The 17,740-nt window shown below is 71.9% G+C and carries 13 protein-coding genes; 6 read left to right on the top strand and 7 right to left on the bottom strand.

The window, feature by feature from the left end:
- Nucleotides 1–96 precede the first annotated feature (96 nt).
- Nucleotides 97–1,311: an FAD-dependent monooxygenase gene (locus ACZ6S0_RS28670; RefSeq protein ID WP_465922660.1), complete on the top strand. Its 1,215-nt coding sequence runs from the start codon at nt 97–99 to the stop codon at nt 1,309–1,311.
- On the opposite strand, the gene ACZ6S0_RS28665 is transcribed toward ACZ6S0_RS28670, so the two are convergent.
- The 3 genes from ACZ6S0_RS28665 to ACZ6S0_RS28655 form a co-directional block, all read right to left on the bottom strand.
- Nucleotides 1,284–3,530: an effector-associated constant component EACC1 gene (locus ACZ6S0_RS28665; RefSeq protein ID WP_465922406.1), complete on the bottom strand. Its 2,247-nt coding sequence runs from the start codon at nt 3,528–3,530 to the stop codon at nt 1,284–1,286. The two genes, ACZ6S0_RS28670 and ACZ6S0_RS28665, sit on opposite strands and share 28 nt — an antisense overlap.
- Nucleotides 3,531–3,681: 151 nt before the next feature.
- Nucleotides 3,682–5,163 carry a sugar ABC transporter ATP-binding protein gene (locus tag ACZ6S0_RS28660; RefSeq protein WP_465922405.1) on the bottom strand — a complete coding sequence of 494 codons (1,482 nt, stop codon included), beginning with the start codon at nt 5,161–5,163 and terminating at the stop codon, nt 3,682–3,684.
- 87 nt (nt 5,164–5,250) lie between these two features.
- Nucleotides 5,251–6,051 (bottom strand): DeoR/GlpR family DNA-binding transcription regulator, encoded by an 801-nt coding sequence (locus tag ACZ6S0_RS28655; RefSeq protein ID WP_465922404.1) that lies wholly within the window; start codon nt 6,049–6,051, stop codon nt 5,251–5,253.
- 162 nt (nt 6,052–6,213) lie between these two features.
- On the opposite strand from ACZ6S0_RS28655, the gene ACZ6S0_RS28650 reads away from it, so the two are divergent.
- The 5 genes from ACZ6S0_RS28650 (at nt 6,214) to ACZ6S0_RS28630 (ending at nt 13,451) form a co-directional block, all read left to right on the top strand.
- Nucleotides 6,214–8,739, top strand: a complete 2,526-nt coding sequence (locus tag ACZ6S0_RS28650) for a PA14 domain-containing protein (protein WP_465922403.1) — start codon at nt 6,214–6,216, stop codon at nt 8,737–8,739.
- A 109-nt stretch (nt 8,740–8,848) separates the two neighbouring features.
- Nucleotides 8,849–9,916 (top strand): ABC transporter substrate-binding protein, encoded by a 1,068-nt coding sequence (locus ACZ6S0_RS28645; RefSeq protein ID WP_465922402.1) that lies wholly within the window; start codon nt 8,849–8,851, stop codon nt 9,914–9,916.
- Between the two features lie 10 nt (nt 9,917–9,926).
- Nucleotides 9,927–11,525, top strand: coding sequence for a sugar ABC transporter ATP-binding protein (locus ACZ6S0_RS28640; protein ID WP_465922659.1), 1,599 nt, complete (start codon nt 9,927–9,929; stop codon nt 11,523–11,525).
- Nucleotides 11,518–12,501, top strand: a complete 984-nt coding sequence (locus ACZ6S0_RS28635; protein WP_465922401.1) for an ABC transporter permease — start codon at nt 11,518–11,520, stop codon at nt 12,499–12,501. The genes ACZ6S0_RS28640 and ACZ6S0_RS28635 overlap by 8 nt, the downstream gene beginning before the upstream one ends.
- The gene (locus ACZ6S0_RS28630; protein ID WP_465922400.1) at nt 12,498–13,451 is read left to right on the top strand and encodes an ABC transporter permease; all 954 of its coding nucleotides are present in this window, start codon (nt 12,498–12,500) and stop codon (nt 13,449–13,451) included. The genes ACZ6S0_RS28635 and ACZ6S0_RS28630 overlap by 4 nt, the downstream gene beginning before the upstream one ends.
- 68 nt (nt 13,452–13,519) lie before the next feature.
- Here ACZ6S0_RS28630 and ACZ6S0_RS28625 read toward each other — a convergent pair whose 3' ends face one another.
- The 4 genes from ACZ6S0_RS28625 to ACZ6S0_RS28610 all read right to left on the bottom strand — a co-directional run bounded on the left by ACZ6S0_RS28625 (nt 13,520) and on the right by ACZ6S0_RS28610 (nt 17,682).
- Complete coding sequence (locus tag ACZ6S0_RS28625) at nt 13,520–14,431, bottom strand: pirin family protein (protein WP_465922399.1); 912 nt, start codon at nt 14,429–14,431, stop codon at nt 13,520–13,522.
- Nucleotides 14,432–14,460: 29 nt separating this feature from the next.
- A complete protein-coding gene (locus tag ACZ6S0_RS28620) occupies nt 14,461–15,582 on the bottom strand; it encodes an MBL fold metallo-hydrolase (RefSeq protein WP_465922398.1) in 1,122 nt (373 codons plus the stop codon).
- A 161-nt stretch (nt 15,583–15,743) separates the two neighbouring features.
- Nucleotides 15,744–16,469 carry a DUF3152 domain-containing protein gene (locus ACZ6S0_RS28615; protein WP_465922397.1) on the bottom strand — a complete coding sequence of 242 codons (726 nt, stop codon included), beginning with the start codon at nt 16,467–16,469 and terminating at the stop codon, nt 15,744–15,746.
- A 100-nt stretch (nt 16,470–16,569) separates the two neighbouring features.
- Nucleotides 16,570–17,682, bottom strand: a complete 1,113-nt coding sequence (locus tag ACZ6S0_RS28610; protein ID WP_465922396.1) for an NAD(P)/FAD-dependent oxidoreductase — start codon at nt 17,680–17,682, stop codon at nt 16,570–16,572.
- Nucleotides 17,683–17,740: the final 58 nt, after the last annotated feature.

Here is a 17,740-nt window from a genome sequence, read left to right as displayed (position 1 = left end):
CCCGTCACGACGGCCCGAACCCGCCCTCCACCTGCCCGGCGACACCCGCTGATACGCTGTGCAGCAGGTTGACCGCATGGTGTCACATTGGGGGATGTGGTGAAGGTGGCCTGCGTCGGCGGCGGACCCGCCGGCCTGTATTTCGCGATCCTGATGAAGCGGGCCGACCCGTCCCACGACATCACCGTCCTCGAGCGGTACCCCGAGGGCTCGACGTACGGGTGGGGCGTCACCTACTGGCGCGAGCTGCACGACACCCTGCACGACATCGACCCCGAGTCCGCGCGGGCCATCGGCGACGACTCGATCCGCTGGGACACCTGGCAGGCGCACGTCCACGACCGGCCGCCGCTCCTCATCGACCACTGGGACGGCGGCTACGGCATCGGCCGGGGCAGGCTGCTCGCCATCCTCGCCGACCGGGCCCGCGACCTCGGCGTACGCGTCGAGTACGAGCGTGAGATCACCTCCGAGGCGGAGCTGGCCGGGGCCGACCTCGTCGTCGCCTGCGACGGCGTCAACAGCACGCTGCGCGAGCGCCACGCCGACCACTTCGGCACCCGGGTCGCTCTCGGCCGCAACGTCTACCTCTGGCTCGGCACCACCAAGGTGTTCGGCTCGTTCACCTTCGCCTTCACCGACACCCCGCACGGCTGGATCTGGTGCTACGGCTACGGCTACAGCCGCGACCGCAGCACCTGCGTGGTCGAGTGCTCGCCGGAGACGTGGGAGGGGCTGGGGTTCCACCGGTCCGGCGAGGCCGACAGCCTCGCCCTGCTGGGGAAGCTCTTCGCCGACCTCCTCGACGGCCATCCGCTGATCGGCAGGGGAACCAACGGGGAGAGCGCCCGCTGGCTGAACTTCCGTACCCTCACCAACGAGACGTGGCGTCGCGGCAACCTCGTCCTGATGGGGGACGCCGCGCACACCACCCACTACTCCGTCGGCGCGGGCACCGCGCTCGCCCTCGGCGACGCCGCGTTCCTGGTTCACACGCTGCACTCACGGCCGCGGCTCGACTCCGCACTCGCCTGCTACGAGCGCGAGCGCAAGTCCACGATCCGGTGCGCGCAGCGGGCGGCCCGCAACAGCGCCCGCTGGTACGAGAGCCTCCCGCGCTACGTCACGCTCCCGCCGGAGCAGATGTTCGCGCTGCTCGGCCGGCGGCACTCGGCGCTGCTCCCGCACCTTCCGCCGCGGCTGTACCACGGGCTCGACCAGGCGTACGGGAGTGTCGCGTGGCTCTGGTCGAAGATCACCCGCCCGGCCTCCAGGCGAGATGGTCACAGGAGGCGGACGTCGAGCTTGTAGACCCGGGTGGTCTGAGCACTGCTGAGGTTGTCGTCGGAGACCAGGTAGAGCACCCGGCGCCGGTCCGGCAGCACGGGGCCCAGCGCCATGCCTTCGACGTTGTCCAGCAGCGCGTTGTACTGGGGCTGCGGCGCGGGGGCGTCCGCCGCCGGGCAGTCGCCCAGGTCGGCCAGGAGGGTCTTCTCGGCGAAGACCTCCTCCGGTTCGTCGCGCAGGGACCCGTTCCAGGAGAGGTTCCAGCGCTTGGTGAGTGAGGTCTGGAAGATCCGGATGGTGTTTCCCACTCCCTTGACGTGGCCGCGTTCCAGCGTGAGCAGTTCGCCGTCGTCCAGTGCCACGATTTCGGTGAGGCTCAGGCCGATGTCGACCTTGTACGCGTATTGGGCGTCAGGCTCGTAGGCGTTGCCGGCCGCGGCCGAATAGCGCACGATGCGCAGAAGACCTCCGCCCTGGTAGGTGCCGTCGCGCGACAGCGGAGTCTCCATGCCGGCGTAGAGATGGTCCCCCTTGGGAGTGGCGGACAGCGACTCGATCGTCTCTCTGCCCGCCTCCCCGCCTTCCGACTGCGCCCGGAAGAGGGGCGGCACCGGCAGCGAAGCGGTCTGCCGGCCCGTCGACAGGTCGAACGCGAGGATCGCGGGCCCGGCCTCCGAGGAGACGAGCGCGCTGTCCGGGCGCAGGACCAGGCCCTCCCCATCGATCTCCTCCGCCGCGAAAGGGGAGCCGTCGGGACGGAGCAAAGGGGTCACGTCGCGGATCTCGACCTCGAGATCCTCCGCATCGCCCAGCGAAAGGTGCAAAAGACCGCCCGGCTGATTGTCCATCAGGGCCATGGCCTCGGTCTTGCCGGTCATGGCGATCGCCGACAGGCCGCCCACCGTGGCGCCCTTGAACATCTGCTTGTCGAGCGCGTCGGAATAGTCGAGCAAGGTCGCGTTCGCCGAGCAGGAGCCGATCGGCCCCGAACCAGGCCACACCGCCACAGCGGCGACCACGAGGGCGACCGACAGCACGATCCCGCCCCCGACGAGCAACGGGCGTCGCCGCCGGCCCCTGGACTTCCCTTCGGCCGAGCCCGTTGGCGGTCGGGGACGGCCGATGTCCGGGTCTCCGTCCGTTCCCTCGCCGGCGGGGGTGAGGCTCGGCGGGTGCCGTACGGCGCGGAAGAAGGGCAGCGCGCCGATCTGCGCGGGGTCCGCCCGCTGCGGCTCCGGCAGGTTGGGGACGAGCGCGGTGCGGACCCGGTGAAAGACGTCGTCCAAGGTCAGGAACTCGGAGTGCTCCTCAGGGGCGCGGAGCACGTTGATGAGCCTTCCGGTGAACGCGGTGTGCCGTTCGGTACGCGGGGAGATCGCCAGGCTGTCCTTCGTCGCCGACGTCAGCGTGTAGACGCCCTCGGCCTTGACGGACTCCAGGAGGCTGGCCGACGGGTCGCTCTCGCCCAGGGCGAGACCGCTGTAGCAACAGTCGAGGATCACCACCCGCCGCATGGCCCGGCTCTCGTGCAGGATCCTGCGCAGGTCGCTCCAGGGCACGGTGTCGGCGGGCGGGTCCGCGGGTTCGCCCCCCGCCGTCGGCTGGGCGGCCCCGGACAGGCACAGGTGGAGATCGTCGCCGCCGGGGGCACGCAGCCCATGCCCGGCGAAGTACACGATCAGGGTGTCCGTGGCGGCCGCTGCCGCGTCCCGCACCTTGTCCAGCAACTCGCGTGGAGTCGCGGGGTTCGAGACCACCTGGCACTGGTTCCAGGGCACGCCCCAGATGTCCGGGTCGACCAGCGCGCTCGCCAGGTCCACGCAGCTCTGCCCCACGGCGGGCAGATCGCCCAGGTGCGGGTAGTCGGTGACACCGATGACCACGCAGTGGGACTTTCCCGGATCGGGCTGTCCGCCCAGGGCGCGCAGGGCCGACGACGGGGTGCGCAGGTCGTCCTCGGTGAGGACCCTCATGGTGCCGTCGAGTTCGACGACCAACTGCGCCGCCTGTGCGCGGTCCTGGCGCCAGGCCAGGAGCGCGAGCGCCAGAGTGGCGAGCTGGAACCCGCTGTCGACGATGAGCTGGATGACCTCGAAATCGGGACCCATCGTGTCGGACGCGTGCGGAGCCGACTCCAACGAGATCTTCGCGTCCCGCAGCCTCGGATCGTTGAAGAGTGCGTTGATCAGCGAGCGCTGGGCCTCCTTGTCCCGCTGACCGGGAACCCAGACAGAGATCTTCACGCTGCCCCTTCCCACCTGGACCAGGCAGTGGGAATTTTACCGCGCAGAGGTAGTCGGGTGAGTGATTTGCAAATAGCGAATAACGTGTGAAAGCCATTGTTCGCCGTGTTATTCGGCAGGTAATTCCCGCTCTCCCGGGAGCGGCGGGGTGTCAGTCCTTGGCCAGGGCGGCGAGCAGGCGGTCCTCGGTGACCTCGGGGCCGGTGAGCTGCTCGGTGATCGACCCGTCCCTGAGCACCACGACGCTGTCGCAGTTCTCGACCAGCTCGGCCACGTCCGAGGAGATCAGCAGGATGGCCAGCCCGTCCACGGCCAGCTCGTCGAGCAGGGCCTGCATCTCCAGCTTGGTCGCCAGGTCCACGCCCCTGGTGGGCTCGTCCAGCAGCAGCACCTTGGGGTGCATGGCCAGCCAGCGGGCCAGCAGCACCTTCTGCTGGTTGCCGCCCGACAGCTCACCGGCGGGCTGGCGGGGCGAGACCGCCTTGATGCCCAGCCGCCGCATGAACGTCGTCACGATGTTGTCCACCTGCGCGTCCGACACGATGCCCGCCCGCGACAGGCGCGGCAGGGCGGCCAGGGCGATGTTGTCGCGCACCGACAGGGTGGGCACGATGCCCTCGGTGCCCCTGTTCTCCGGCACCAGGCCGATCCCGGCGCGTACGGCGCTCCTGATCGACCACTTGCGCGCCGCCGCCCCGGCCACCGTGACCTGCCCGGCGTCCACCGGCAGCACGCCCGCGATCGCGCGGGCGGTCTCGCTGCGGCCCGCGCCGAGCAGCCCGCCCAGGCCGACGACCTCCCCCGCCCGCATCGCCAGCGACACGCCGTCCAGCATGTGGTGACGGGTCAGCCCCTTGGCCTCCAGGACGGGCGCGTCGGCGGGCGGGTCCGGCTCGCCCGCCCGCGGCGGCGGCTCCACCGGGTGGAACGGGCGGCCCAGCATGAGGGAGACCAGCCGCAGCCGGTCGAGCCCGGCCAGCGGCCCCGTGTGCACGACCCGGCCGTCGCGCAGCACCGTGACCCGGTCGCAGATGCCGTACAGCTCCTCCAGCCGGTGGGTGACGTAGACGACCGAGCGGCCCTGCTCGCGCAGCCTGGTCACGGCCCCGCGCAGGGTCTCCAGTTCGGCGTGGTCGAGCGCGGTGGTGGGCTCGTCCATGATGACCAGCCGGGCGTCCGCCGAGGCGGCCCGCGCCAGGGCCACGAGCTGGCGGGCGCCCTCGCCGAGCGAGCCGAGCGGGCGGCGTACGTCCACCTCCAGCCCGTACGCGGCCAGCAGCTCCTCGGCGCGGGCGTGCACGGCCGCCGAGTCGATGAGCCCGAGCCGTCCTCGGGGTTCGCGGCCCAGCAGCAGGTTGCGGGCCACGCTCATGGTCGGGACGAGGTTCGTCTCCTGGTGGATCGTGGCGATCCCGGCCCGCTTGGCGTCGGCCGGTCCGGCGAACCGCACGGGCTCTCCGAGGAGCCGCAGCTCGCCCGCGTCCGGCTGGTGGACGCCCGACAGCACCTTGACCAGGGTGGACTTGCCCGCGCCGTTGCCGCCGACCAGGGCGTGCACCTCGCCGGCGCGTACGGACAGGGTGACGTGGTCGAGGGCGGTGACACCCTGGAACGCCTTGAGAACGCCAGCCACCTGTAACACGGTTGCCTCCGCCTCGATCGTGGTTGAGGGAGGAAACATTCCAGTAACGGAATTGTCACATTCGATCAGAAGCGGCGCTCAGAACTGGGCGACGTGCAGGCGGACGCCGCGCCCGCTCAGGTCGTCGAGCACGTCGCGGGGCGCGGCGTCGTCGGTGACCAGGTGGCCGATCCGGTCGGGGGCCACGGTCTGCACCATCGTGTCGATCCCGATCTTGGTGTGGTCGGCCAGCACCACGACCTCCTCCGCCGCCGCCGCCAGCGCCCGATCGACCCCCGCCACCTGCATGTTGGGCGTGGACAGGCCGCGCTCGGCGGTCAGGCCGTTGCCCGAGATGAACGCCCTGCGCACCCGCAGCCCGGCCAGGGAGTGCTCGGCCGCGCTGCCCACCAGCGCCAGGATCGAGCCGCGCAGCGTGCCGCCGGTGAGCATCACCTCGACGCGCGGCGAGCCCGCCAGCACCTGGGCGACCAGCAGCGAGTTGGACACCACGGCCAGCTCGGAGTGCCTGGTCAGGCGGCGGGCGAACTCCTGCGTGGTGGTGCCGGGCCCGACCACGATGGCGTCGCCGTCCTCGACCAGGGCGGCGGCCAGGTCGGCGATGGCGGCCTTCTCGGCCGACTCGACGGAGACCTTGTGGGCGTAGCCGGCCTCGCGCGACAGCTCGCCGGGCAGGGTGGCGCCGCCGTGGTGGCGGTTGAGCAGGCCCTCCGACTCCAGCGCGCGCAGGTCGCGGCGGACGGTCACCTCGGACGAGTGCACGGCCTGGGCCAGCTCGCGCAGCGACACGGCGCCGTTGGCGCGCACCAGCTCGAGGATGCGCTGCCGACGTTCAGCGGCGAACACGGGCCTGCGTCCGTCGCTCTGCGTGTCGCTCACGTCCCGATCATAGTGGACCGGCCAACATGAGTTCACGTCTGACCGAACGAGAACGAATCTGATCGAAAATCTTGACCACCTCGGTCCGGTGGTGCTTACTTTGGAGCATGTCAGGGTCAAAAGCTGTCCGAACCTGATCGGCGCGTTTCGAAAGGACCCCCCGTGCGTAAGCGCCTCGCGATGCTGCTGGCCGTGGTGATCTCCGTCTTATGGCAGATCCCGGCACCCGCCTCCGCCGACGCGGCGGCCCTTCCCGAGCGGAACGGGCTGCGCGGCGACTACTACCTCGCCTCGGCGGCGGGGAAGTTCGACTTCGCCGAACTCAAGGCGAGCGTCATCGACCCCAACCTGGAGCTGGCCGACCTCAACCCGACCTTCAAGCTGCTGACCGGCAGGGAGGACGACGTCACCGTCCGATGGACGGGACAGATCACCCCCAAATACTCCGAGACCTACACCTTCTCCATCATCGGCGACAACGGCTTCCGCCTCTGGGTGAACGGCGAGCCGATCATCGACCACTGGGTGGACGACTGGGACAAGGAGCAGATCGGCACCCCGATCGCCCTGGAGGCCGGGCGGAAGTACGACATCAAGGTCGAGTACTTCGAGCACTTCGGCGGCGCCAACCTGCGCCTGCGCTGGCAGAGCCCCAGCCAGCCGAAGGCCGTGGTGCCCGCGGACGCGCTCACCGTGCCAGCGGACTTCCAGCCGGACGGCCCGTACGACGCCCGGCTGAACCCGGCCGGCGACGTGGCGACGCTGACGTTCGGCAGGCCCCTGAGCGCGCTGCCCGCCGACGCCGCAGGGAAGCTGGCCGTCACGGTCGGCGCCGCGGCCTGGCCCGTGACCTCCGCGGTCCAGAAGAGCCCCGAGACCGTGGAGCTGAAGCTGGGCCACCCGGTCCCGGCCAAGGCCGGCGCCACCGTCCGCACCTCCTACGACGGCAGCGGCGGCATCGCCTACGCCGACGGGACCCCGCTGTCCGCCTACGCCTTCGCGTACGTGGTCAACGCCTCTGCCTACGTACTCAAGACGAAGTGGACCGACGAGGTGGACCCGGCGAACCCGCTGCCCGAGTACCCCAGGCCGCAGCTCGCCCGCGACCGCTGGCGCAGCCTCAACGGCACCTGGCAGTTCGCCCCGGCCAAGGCGGGCGAGGCCGCGCCCATCGGCCGCGACCTGCCCGAGCGCATCGTGGTGCCGTACCCGGTGGAGTCGCAGTTGTCGGGCATCGGCCGGCACGAGGAGCGCATGTGGTACCGCCGCACGTTCGAGGTGCCCCGCGACTGGCGCGGTGAGCGGCTGCTGCTGCACCTCGACGCCGTCGACTGGAACGCCACCGTCTACGTCAACGGCAAGCAGGTGACCACCCACAAGGGCGGCTACGACCGCATCAGCGTCGACGTGACCGCCGCGCTCAAGGGCTCCGGCACCCAGGAGCTGGTCGTCGGCGTGCACGACCCGACCGACCAGGGCGCCCAGCCCATCGGCAAGCAGCGGCTCAGCCCCAGCGGCATCTGGTACACGGCCGTGTCGGGCATCTGGCAGACCGTCTGGATCGAGCCGGTGCCCAAGAGCCGCATCGACCGCGTGGACACCACCCCCGACCTGCGCGGCGAGGCCCTGTACGTGACCGTGCGAGGCTCGTCCGGCACCGCCACCGTGATCGCCAGGGACGGCCGCCGCGTGGTCGGCGTCGTCCGCGGCCAGGTCGGCAAGGAGCTGCGCCTGCCCGTCCCCGACCCCAAGCTGTGGTCCCCCGACGACCCCCACCTGTACGACCTGGAGGTCAGGCTCAAGGACGACAAGGTGGAGTCGTACTTCGGGATGCGCTCCATCGAGGTCTCCGGCAACCGCATGCTGCTCAACGGGCAGCCCGTCTTCCAGATCGGCCCGCTCGACCAGGGCTTCTGGCCCGACGGCATCTACACGCCGCCGACCGACGAGGCCCTGCGCTACGACCTGGAGCAGACCAAGGCCCTCGGCTTCAACGCCGTGCGCAAGCACGTCAAGGTCGAGTCGGACCGCTGGTACCACCACGCGGACCAGCTCGGGCTGCTGGTCTGGCAGGACATGCCCTCGGCCTTCCGCACCACCGACCGGCCGCAGTTCGAGGCCGAGCTGCGCGAGCTGGTCGACCAGCACCGCAGCAGCCCGTCGATCGTGATGTGGGTGCCGTTCAACGAGGGGTGGGGCCAGTACGACCAGGTCCGCATCGCCGACCTGGTCAAGAGCTGGGACCCCGCGCGCCTGGTGAACAACATGAGCGGAATCAACTGCTGCGGCGCCGTGGACGGCGGCAACGGCGACGTCAAGGACTTCCACATCTACCCGGGCCCCGGCAACCCCGGCAAGCCATCGGGCACCAGGGCGAACGTCATCGGCGAGTACGGCGGCCTGGCCCTGCCCGTGGTCGGCCACACCTGGTCCGGCGGCGGCTGGGGCTACGCGGTCGAGCCGGACCCCGAGGCCCTCACCACCCGCTACGTCAACATGATCAAGGAGATCGAGCGGCTGCACGCCTGCGAGCAGCTCAGCGCCGCGATCTACACCCAGACGACCGACGTCGAGACCGAGATCAACGGCCTCATGACGTACGACAGGGCCGTCACCAAGCCCGACGTCAAGCGCGTCCGCGACGCTCACAAGGCGCTCACGAGCGCGATCAACCCCACCTGTAGCTGATCTCTCCTGTAGTTGATCTCTCCTGGAGCCGATCTCCGGCGCGCCCGGGCCCGCGCGGCCCGGGCGCGACCCCGGACAAGCCCGGGGACCTGGTAAGAAGGGAACCGCGATGACCCCCCATCTCCGGACCGCCGCGCTGACACTGGCCGTCCTCCTCACCGCGGCGGGCTGCGCCAGGGCGGAGGCGCCGCAGAGCGCGCCCGCCGCCACCGGCACGGCCGGGCGGCAGGTGGTCCAGACCCCGACCGGCACCGCCGGCCCGACGTGCACGCTGGAGCAGTTCGGCGGCACGAAGTTCGACCTCAAGACGGCCACGGTGGGCTTCTCCCAGTCCGAGAAGGAGGCCAATCCGTTCCGCATCGCGGAGACCAAGTCGATCAAGGACGAGGCGGCCCGGCTCGGCATCGCCGACCTCAAGGTCACCAACGCGCAGTCGCAGTTCTCCAAGCAGATCACCGACGTCCAGCAGCTCATCGCGCAGGGCGTGCGACTGCTGGTCATCGCGCCGCTGAACTCCGACGGCTGGGAGCCCGTGCTCCAGCAGGCCGCCGCCAAGAAGATCCCGATCATCACGGTCGACCGCAAGATCAACGCCAGGCCGTGCAGCGACTACCTCACCTTCATCGGCTCCGACTTCTACGAGCAGGGCAAGCGCGCCGCCGACCGCATGATCGAGGCGCTGTCCGGCAAGGGCAAGGTGGCCATCCTGCTCGGCGCGCCCGGCAACAACGTCACCACCGAGCGCACGAACGGCTTCAAGGACCGCGTCAAGGAGCAGGCCCCCGGGATCACGATCTCGTTCGAGCAGACCGGCGAGTTCGCCCGCGAGAAGGGCCAGCAGGTCACCGAGCAGCTCATCCAGTCCAACCCCGACATCAACGGCATCTACGCCGAGAACGACGAGATGGCGCTGGGCGCGGTCACCGCGCTCAAGGGCGCGGGCAAGGAGCCGGGCGACATCAAGATCGTCTCGGTGGACGGCACCCGCAGCGCCGTCCAGGGCATCGCAGACGGCTGGCTGCACGCGGTCATCGAGTCCAACCCGCGCTTCGGCCCGCTCGCCTTCGAGACCGCCGGCAAGTTCCTCGACGGCGAGGCCATCCCCGACAAGGTGATCATCTCCGACCGCGACTACGACACGACCAACGCCAAGGACTCCCTCGGTGAGGCGTACTGACTTGGCTGAGGTGATCCACTCCACGGGCGTGGAACCGGTGCTCGAGGCCCGGGGGATCAGCAAACGCTTCCCCGGGGTGCTCGCGCTCGACGGCGTGTCCCTCGCCCTGCGCCCCGGCGAGGTGCACGCGCTCGTCGGCGAGAACGGCGCGGGCAAGTCCACCCTGATCAAGGTCTTCACCGGCGTCTACCGGCCGGACGGCGGCGAGCTGCGCTACCGGGGCGCCCCGGCCGCCTTCGGCACCCCCATGGAGGCGCAGCGGGCCGGCATCCAGACCATCTACCAGGAGGTCAACCTCGTCCCCATGATGTCGGTGGCCCGCAACCTGCTGCTCGGCCGCGAGCCGCGCGGCAGGTTCGGCGTGATCGACGCGGCCGCGATGTACGGCGAGGCCGAACGCGTCCTGGCCGGCTACGGCGTCGAGACCGACGTACGCCGCCCGCTGCGCACCCTCGGGGTGGGGGCGCAGCAGATGGTCGCCCTGGCGCGGGCGGTGTCGGTGGAGGCGCGGGTCGTCATCATGGACGAGCCCACCTCGTCCCTCGAACCCCGCGAGGTGGAGACCCTGTTCGGGGTCATCGGGCGGTTGCGCGACCGCGGGATCGCGGTCATGTACGTCAGCCACCGGCTCGACGAGCTGTACCGGGTGTGCGACCGGGTGACCGTCCTGCGTGACGGCCGCCTGGCGCACACCGGCCCGCTGGCGGAGCTGGAACGGCTGCGGCTGATCTCGCTCATGCTGGGACGCGACCTCGGCGACGTACGCTCGCGGGGCCTGACCCGCTTCTCCCGCGACCGCCACCGCACCCCCGGCGCCCCACCGGCACAGGACACGCCCAGCCAGGAAGAGGGCGGCTCGGAAGAGGGCGGCGCGGTCGTCGAGGCGCGGGGCCTGACCCGGCGGCACGTGCTCGACGGCGTGGACGTCTCGGTCCGGCCCGGCGAGGTCGTCGGCCTGGGCGGCCTGCTCGGCGCGGGACGCACCGAGACCGCCAAGGCCATCGTCGGCGCGCTGCCGCTGGACGACGGCCAGGTGCTGGTGGCCGGACTGCCGCTGCGGGCCGGCTCCACGGCGGCCGCGATCAGGGCGGGCGTCAGCCTGCTGCCCGAGGACCGCAAGGCCGAGGGCATCATCCCGACCCTGTCCGTCCGCGAGAACATCGCCCTGGCCGCCCTGCCCTCCCTCGGCCGGGCGGGCGTGGTGTCCGAGGCGAGGATCGACCGGGTGGTCGAGATCTTCATGCGGAGGCTGAGGATCAAGGCCGCCTCGCCGCACCAGCTCGTCTCCGAGCTGTCCGGCGGCAACCAGCAGAAGGTGCTGCTGGCCCGCTGGCTGGCCGTGCGCCCCAAGGTGCTGCTGCTGGACGAGCCCACCCGGGGCATCGACGTCGGCGCCAAGGCCGAGGTCCAGGCGCTGATCGACGAGCTGGCCCAGGAGGGCCTGGGCGTGCTGCTGATCTCCTCCGACCTGGAGGAACTGGTCGAGGGCGCCGACAGGATCCTCGTCCTGCGCGAGGGCGCGGTCGTGGGGGAGCTGTCGGGCGACGAGGTCACCGAGGAGAGGATCATGGCGACGATCGCGGAGCAGGCGGAGCCGGCCGATGGCTGAGCCGGCGCACGACCGGGGCGGCAGGCCGGACGGCCGCGCCGTCGCGCTCAAACCGCAGGTGTACGCGTGGGTGCAGGACTACGGCGTGTACGCGGCAGTGCTGGCGCTGCTGCTGTTCAACGTGCTGTTCACCCCGCACTTCCTGGACGCGGCCAACTTCCGCACCCAGCTCGTCCAGGTCACCCCCATCGTGATCGTGTCGCTGGGCATGGCCCTGGTGATCGGCACCCAGGGCATCGACCTGTCGGTCGGCTCGGTGATGGCGCTGGCCGCCGCGCTGACCGTGCTCTACCTCGGCTACGGCTGGCTGCCCGCGCTCGTCGTGGCCGTGGTCGGCGGCGCGGTCGTGGGGGCGGCGGGCGGGGCGCTGGTCGCGTACGTCGGGGTGCAGCCGATCGTGGCGACCCTCGCCCTGCTGGTCGGCGTGCGCGGCCTGGCGAACGTCCTGGTGCCGCAGCTCGTCGAGTTCCGCAACCCCGACCTGATCGCGCTGGGCAGCAGCTCGGTGGCCGGGATCCCGGTCATCGTGCTGATCGCGGCGGCGTTGACCGTGATCGTGCTGTTCGTGGTGCGGCGCACCACGTTCGGGCGTCAGGTGGTCGCCATCGGCGGCAACCGGTCGGCCAGCGAGCTGTCCGGGCTGCCGGTCAAGCGGGTGCTCCTGACCGTGTACGTGATCTCCGGCCTGCTCGCCGCCCTGGCCGGAGTGCTGGCCACGGCCCGGCTCCAGGCCAGCGACCCGACCTCGCTCGGCCTGTTCATCGAGCTGTCGGCGATCACCGCCGTCGTGGTCGGCGGCACGCCGCTGACCGGCGGCCGGATCAGGGTGCTCAGCACGGTGATGGGCGCGCTGCTCATGCAGCTCCTGGCGGCCACGCTGATCAAGCACAACCTCCCGCAGTCCTGGACCCAGATGGTCCAGGCGGTCATCATCCTGGCCGCCGTCTACGCCACCAGGAAGCGGGGGACCCGATGAACCGCGAACAGGTGAGCCGGGTGCTCCAGCAGCACGGCGCCGTGATGGTGCTGGGCATGCTGGTGATCGTGGGCAGCCTGGCCTTCGACTCCTTCGCCACGCCCGCGAACGCCGCCAGCGTGGTCGTCTCCTCCTCGTTCCTGGCGATCATCGCGATCGGGATGACCTTCGTGATCATCAGCGGCGGGATCGACCTGTCGGTGGGCTCGCTGTTCGTCCTGGGCGGAGTGCTGGCGGCCTACGGCTCGCAGTACGGCCCGCTCGTCGCCCTGGCGCTGCCGCTGGCGGTGTGCGGGGTGGTGGGCCTGCTGCAGGGCCTGGTGATCGCGCGTACGGGCATGGCGCCGTTCATCGTCACCCTGGCCGGGCTGCTGGGCGTGCGCGGCCTGATGCTGGCCATCTCCGACGAGGGCGCGACCACGTACCTCGTCGAGGACCGCGCGTTCGCCGCCCTGGGGCAGGGGGAGATCCTCGGCCTGTCCTACCCGGTCTACATCACCGCCGTCCTGGCCGTGGTCGCGATGGTGCTGCTGCAGCGTACGGGCTTCGGCCAGAACGTCTACGCCATCGGCGGCAACGAGCAGGCGGCGGCCCTGATGGGCGTGCCGGTCACGCGTACGAAGGTGTCCGTGTACGTCATGTCGGGCCTGCTCGCGGGCCTGGCCGGGGCACTGAACGCGGCCCGGCTCTCGTCCGGGGTGACGATCCTCGGCATCGGCCTCGAACTCGACGCCATCGCCGCCGTGGTGATCGGCGGCACCCTGCTGACCGGCGGGGCGGGCGGCGTCACCGGCTCGGTGGCCGGGGTGCTGCTGCTCGGCGTCATCCAGAGCCTGATCAACCAGGTGGGCAGCCTGACGTCGGCGTTCCAGCAGGTGGTCAGCGGCGTGTTCCTGGCGCTCGTGGTGGTGGCCCAGCGGCTGCTGAGCAAGGCCCAGCGCCTGACGTGACGCCCCGGTGGCGCTCCCGGCCCCGGGAGCGCCACCGAAGTCGGGGCCTTCGGCCGAGGCCCCGGACGCTAGCGGACCCGGCCGCGCGGTTTGAGCCGGGTGCCAGGGAGGGCGGGCGCGGGCAGCGGCGCGCCGTCGTACCCGTCGACCATGCCGAACCCCTCGCCCTCCATCCACTCCTCCCGGTACGCGGCGATCTCGTCGTGGGAGCGGCCCACGAAGTTCCACCACATCACGATCTCCTCGCCCAACGGCTCCCCGCCGATCAGCAGCACCCGCCCGCGCCCCGACAGCCGCAGCCCGGAGCGGCCCGGCGGCAGATACACCATCGGCCCCCGCTCCAGCTCCGCCACCTCGCCGTCGAGCAGCAGCAGCCCGTGCTCGAACCCCCGCTCGACCGGCACCTCGCCCGCGCCGTCCACCGCGATCTCGGCCCCGACCAGCGGGCTGTAGGCGGTCGCGGGCGAACTCACCCCGCCCAGCGACCCCATGACGACCCGCGCCTCGAACCCGGGCCCCCGCAGCACGGGCAGCGCCGGGTGATGCTCGAACCCCGGCTCGACGTGCCTGCTCCCGCCGGGCAGCGCCACCCAGAGCTGCACGCCGTGCAGCACGGTCCTCGGCGACTCCTCCGAGTGCGAGATGCCCCGCCCGGCCGTCATCAGGTTGAGCTGCCCTGGACGGATCTCCTGCAGCGTGCCCAGGCTGTCGCGGTGCAGCACCGACCCCTCGACCAGCCAGCTCACCGTCTGCAGGCCGGTGTGCGGATGCGGCGGCACCCGCATGGCGGCCTCGTCGGGACCGTAGGCGTCCACGAAACACCAGGCTCCGATCATGCGCCGGTGCACGCCCGGCAGCGTCCGGCTCACCGACATCGCGCGCGGCCCGCCCAGCGGCACCTCGCGTCCCGTCAGCACTTCGCGGTCGCCCGCCTCGGCGGCGCAGCGGATCTCCTGCGGATCAAGCTCCAGGTTGCTCACGCCACGACTGTACGTCCCCCGCATCCCCCTCAGATCAGCGTCTCCCACCAGCCTTCGACCGCGGGGGCGGCGGAGGCGTCCACGGCCTCGCCCGGCCTCGGCACCACGATCCGCGCGTCGCGCGCCTTGGCCTCCCGCCACAGCCGCTCCACCGGCTCGGCCCACGGGTGCAGGGCCAGCGTGAACGTCGCCCAGTGCACCGGCAGCAGCAGCGACCCGCCGAGGTCGAGGTGGGCCTGGACGGCCTGCTCCGGGTCCATGTGGATGTCCGGCCACGACGGGCTGTAGGCGCCGATCGGCATCAGCGTCAGGTCGAACGGCCCGTGCGCCGAGCCGATGCCCCGGTAGCCCTCGAAGTATCCCGAGTCGCCCGCGTAGAACACCCGCCTGGCCCGCCCGGCGACCACCCACGAGCCCCACAGCGTGTCGTTGCGGGTGAGCGAGCGGCCGGAGAAGTGCCTGGCCGCCGTGGCGACGAAGCGCAGCCCGGCGACCTCGACCTCCTCGTCCCAGTCCAGCTCGACGATCCGGTACGTGGGCACGCCCCACCGCTCCAGGTGCGCCCCGATGCCCAGCGGCACCAGGAACGGGGCCCGCTGCGTACGGTTCAGCGTGCGCACGGTCGCCATGTCGAGGTGGTCGTAGTGGTCGTGGGAGATCGCGATCGCGTCGACCTCGGGCAGCTCACCCAGCTCGACCGGCACCGGGTGGTGCCGCTTCGGGCCGACCAACTGCGAGGGGGAGGGCCGCCTGCTCCACACCGGGTCGAACAGCACCCGCCTGCCCTCGATCTCCACCAGCGTGGACGCGTGGCCGTACCAGATCGCGCGCACCCCGTCGGCGGGCGGCGGGTCGGCGGGCGGGACGCGCAGCGGGACGAGACCGGCCGGGTGGCGCTGCCCGCGCTCCCTGGCCAGCTCGCCGAGCATGCTCGCGGGCGGCGTGCTCATCAAGGCGGTCGGCTCGGGCATCGTGTTCACGAACGTGCCGTTGCTGAACTGCGGCGAGCGCCTCATCCGCGCCGCCCGGTCAGGTCCGGACGTCAGCGGTCGCACGCCCAGCTCGGCGGGCACGTCGCGCAGGGCCCACCCGGCCGCGGCGAGCGCCGCGCCGCCCGCGAGGATCCGCCGTGCCGTTCGCTTTCCTGCCATCGCCCACTCTCCCCTGGAAGGTCTACTGCTCGAAGGTCACTGCTGGAGGTCACTGCTGGAGGTCACTGCTGGAAGGTCTCAGCGCCCTGTCCAACCGGACAGGGCTCCCCGGTGTTCCTGTTCTACGATATATCGCGATAGTTCAGGTCGGTCGGCTGGGCTCAGTGGGGTTCGTCGCGTTCGCGTTCGCGCTCGGGGAACGGCCACGGGTTGGGGCGGCAGCGGCCCAGCGACTTCGACTGCTGGGTCATGACCGGCGCGAGCCGGCCGGGGCCGGGACACGGGCGGTGCTCGTGTCCCAGGCTGTGGCCGACCTCGTGGCTGATCACGTACTGGCGGTAGGCGGCCAGGTCGCCGTCGTACTGGGGGACTCCCTGCGCCCAGCGCAGGGCGTTGATGACGGAGCGGCGGCCGTTCCAGCAGGACAGCTCGCCTCCGGTGCGCAGCGGGAGGCACTGGCTGTTGGTCAGCTCCGGGCTCGACAGGGCGACGCGCACCAGGACCGGGCCGGTGTCCACGCGCTCGAAGCGGCCCCAGCCGCGGACGTCGTTGAGCGTCTTGTGCACCTCGGCGGCGAACTCCACGGGGTCGAACGGCAGCCCCCGCTCCACCTCCACCAGGTACCGCATCACGTCCCCGCGTCCGGGCCGGGCGGGTGCGCCGCCGCGTACGACGTCGTACTCGCCGGACGCCTCGTGCGGGACCCGCACGGGCGCGGGCGCCCGGTCGCGAGGCGCCAGCGGTCTGGGCACGGGGGTGGACGGCCCGGTGGACGGCGGGGTCGGGCTCGGTGCGGGCCCGGCGGGTGTGGAGGGGGCCGGCCGCTCGCTGGTACACCCGGCGGCGACGAGCAGCAGCAGGAGCATCAGCGGTGCGAGCAGCGGCACGGCAGTCTCCCCACGACGTCACAGTGGGGAGGTATCCGATGTTACGGCGAAGCTTGTCGCGCTTGACGGGCGGGGCGGCTTGTCGTGCGCCGTGACCGGACTACCGGGTCGCGGGGGCGTAGGGCGCGATGTCGATGGGCGGCGTCTCGCCGAGCGCGAGCGCGGCGGCGATCTCGCCGGTGAACGGGCCCGCCGTCAGCCCGTACGCGCTCAGTCCCGTCGCCACCACCACGCGGTCGGTGAGGAGGCCGATCAGGGCGTGGCCTGGGGCGTAGACGGGGCGCAGGCCGACCCGCGTCTCCGTGACCGTCGCGTTGACCAACCCCGGCGCCACCTCCAGCCCCGCCTCGATCACCTCCGCCAGCCCGCCCATGGTGACGCGCGGGGCGAACCCCACGTCCTCGACCGTCGCGCCGATCACGATGCGGGAGTCGGGGAAGCCCAGCAGGTAGGGGCCCTTCCTGGGCAGGATGATGGGCCAGAACGCGGTGTCCACGCCCTCCAGGGTGGCGTGCAGGATCTGGCCGCGCCGGGGGAAGACGGGCAGCTCGACGCCCAGGGGCCGGCACACCTCGCCGGTCCACGCGCCGGCCGCCACGATCACCTTGTCGGCCTCGATCGGGACACCGTCACCCGCCGGGCGCTCCGGCTGGTCCGGCGGGCTGGGCTCGGGGTGCAGGGTCACCTCGCCGGCCGGGGTGAGCGCGGCGGTGCCCGTACGGACCTGTGCGCCCTGGGCCACGGCGGCGCGCAGGAGCGCGTCGCGTACCGCGCAGCCGTCGACCCGGGCGGCGCCCGGCACCATGATCGCGCTCAGCGTGTCGGACAGCGGCGGGAACAGCCCGGCCGGGGTGGTCACGTCGGTGATCTCCCCCATCTCAGGCGCCCCGGGGTGGCGGCGGAGCAGCAGCGCGCGTACCGGCTCCAGGTGGGCCGGGTCCTCGGCCACCAGCAGGGCGCCGACCTTGGCGTACCCGATGTCGTCGCCCAGTTCCTCCACCAGGCCCGGGTAGTGGCGGGCGCCCTCGCGGGTCAGCCGGTACCAGGCGTCGTCCTCCGGATGGTCCACCCACGGGCACACGATGCCCGCGCCCGCCCGCGTCGCCTCGCCGTGGAACCCGCCGTCCACCACGGTCACCGTCGCGCCCCGGCGGGTCAGGTGGTAGGCCGCCCCGGCCCCCACGATGCCACTCCCGATCACCACAACACGCATGTGCACAATGATCGCAGCCGGGGTCTCCCGGGCCGATGACCGGGTTCGCGCACTTGCC

It is taken from the genome of Nonomuraea sp. NPDC051298 (genome assembly GCF_055586305.1).
Note: the sequence above shows the minus strand (reverse complement) of the source record. Positions and strands in the feature narration are given on the sequence as shown.

What these genes read in the sequence shown, in the direction of transcription:
- ACZ6S0_RS28620 (WP_465922398.1), bottom strand. Translation starts at nt 15,582, where the DNA reads ATGGCAGGAAAGCGAACGGCACGGCGGATCCTCGCGGGCGGCGCGGCG.
- ACZ6S0_RS28630 (WP_465922400.1), top strand. Translation starts at nt 12,498, where the DNA reads ATGAACCGCGAACAGGTGAGCCGGGTGCTCCAGCAGCACGGCGCCGTG.
- ACZ6S0_RS28635 (WP_465922401.1), top strand. Translation starts at nt 11,518, where the DNA reads ATGGCTGAGCCGGCGCACGACCGGGGCGGCAGGCCGGACGGCCGCGCC.
- ACZ6S0_RS28610 (WP_465922396.1), bottom strand. Translation starts at nt 17,682, where the DNA reads ATGCGTGTTGTGGTGATCGGGAGTGGCATCGTGGGGGCCGGGGCGGCC.
- ACZ6S0_RS28645 (WP_465922402.1), top strand. Translation starts at nt 8,849, where the DNA reads ATGACCCCCCATCTCCGGACCGCCGCGCTGACACTGGCCGTCCTCCTC.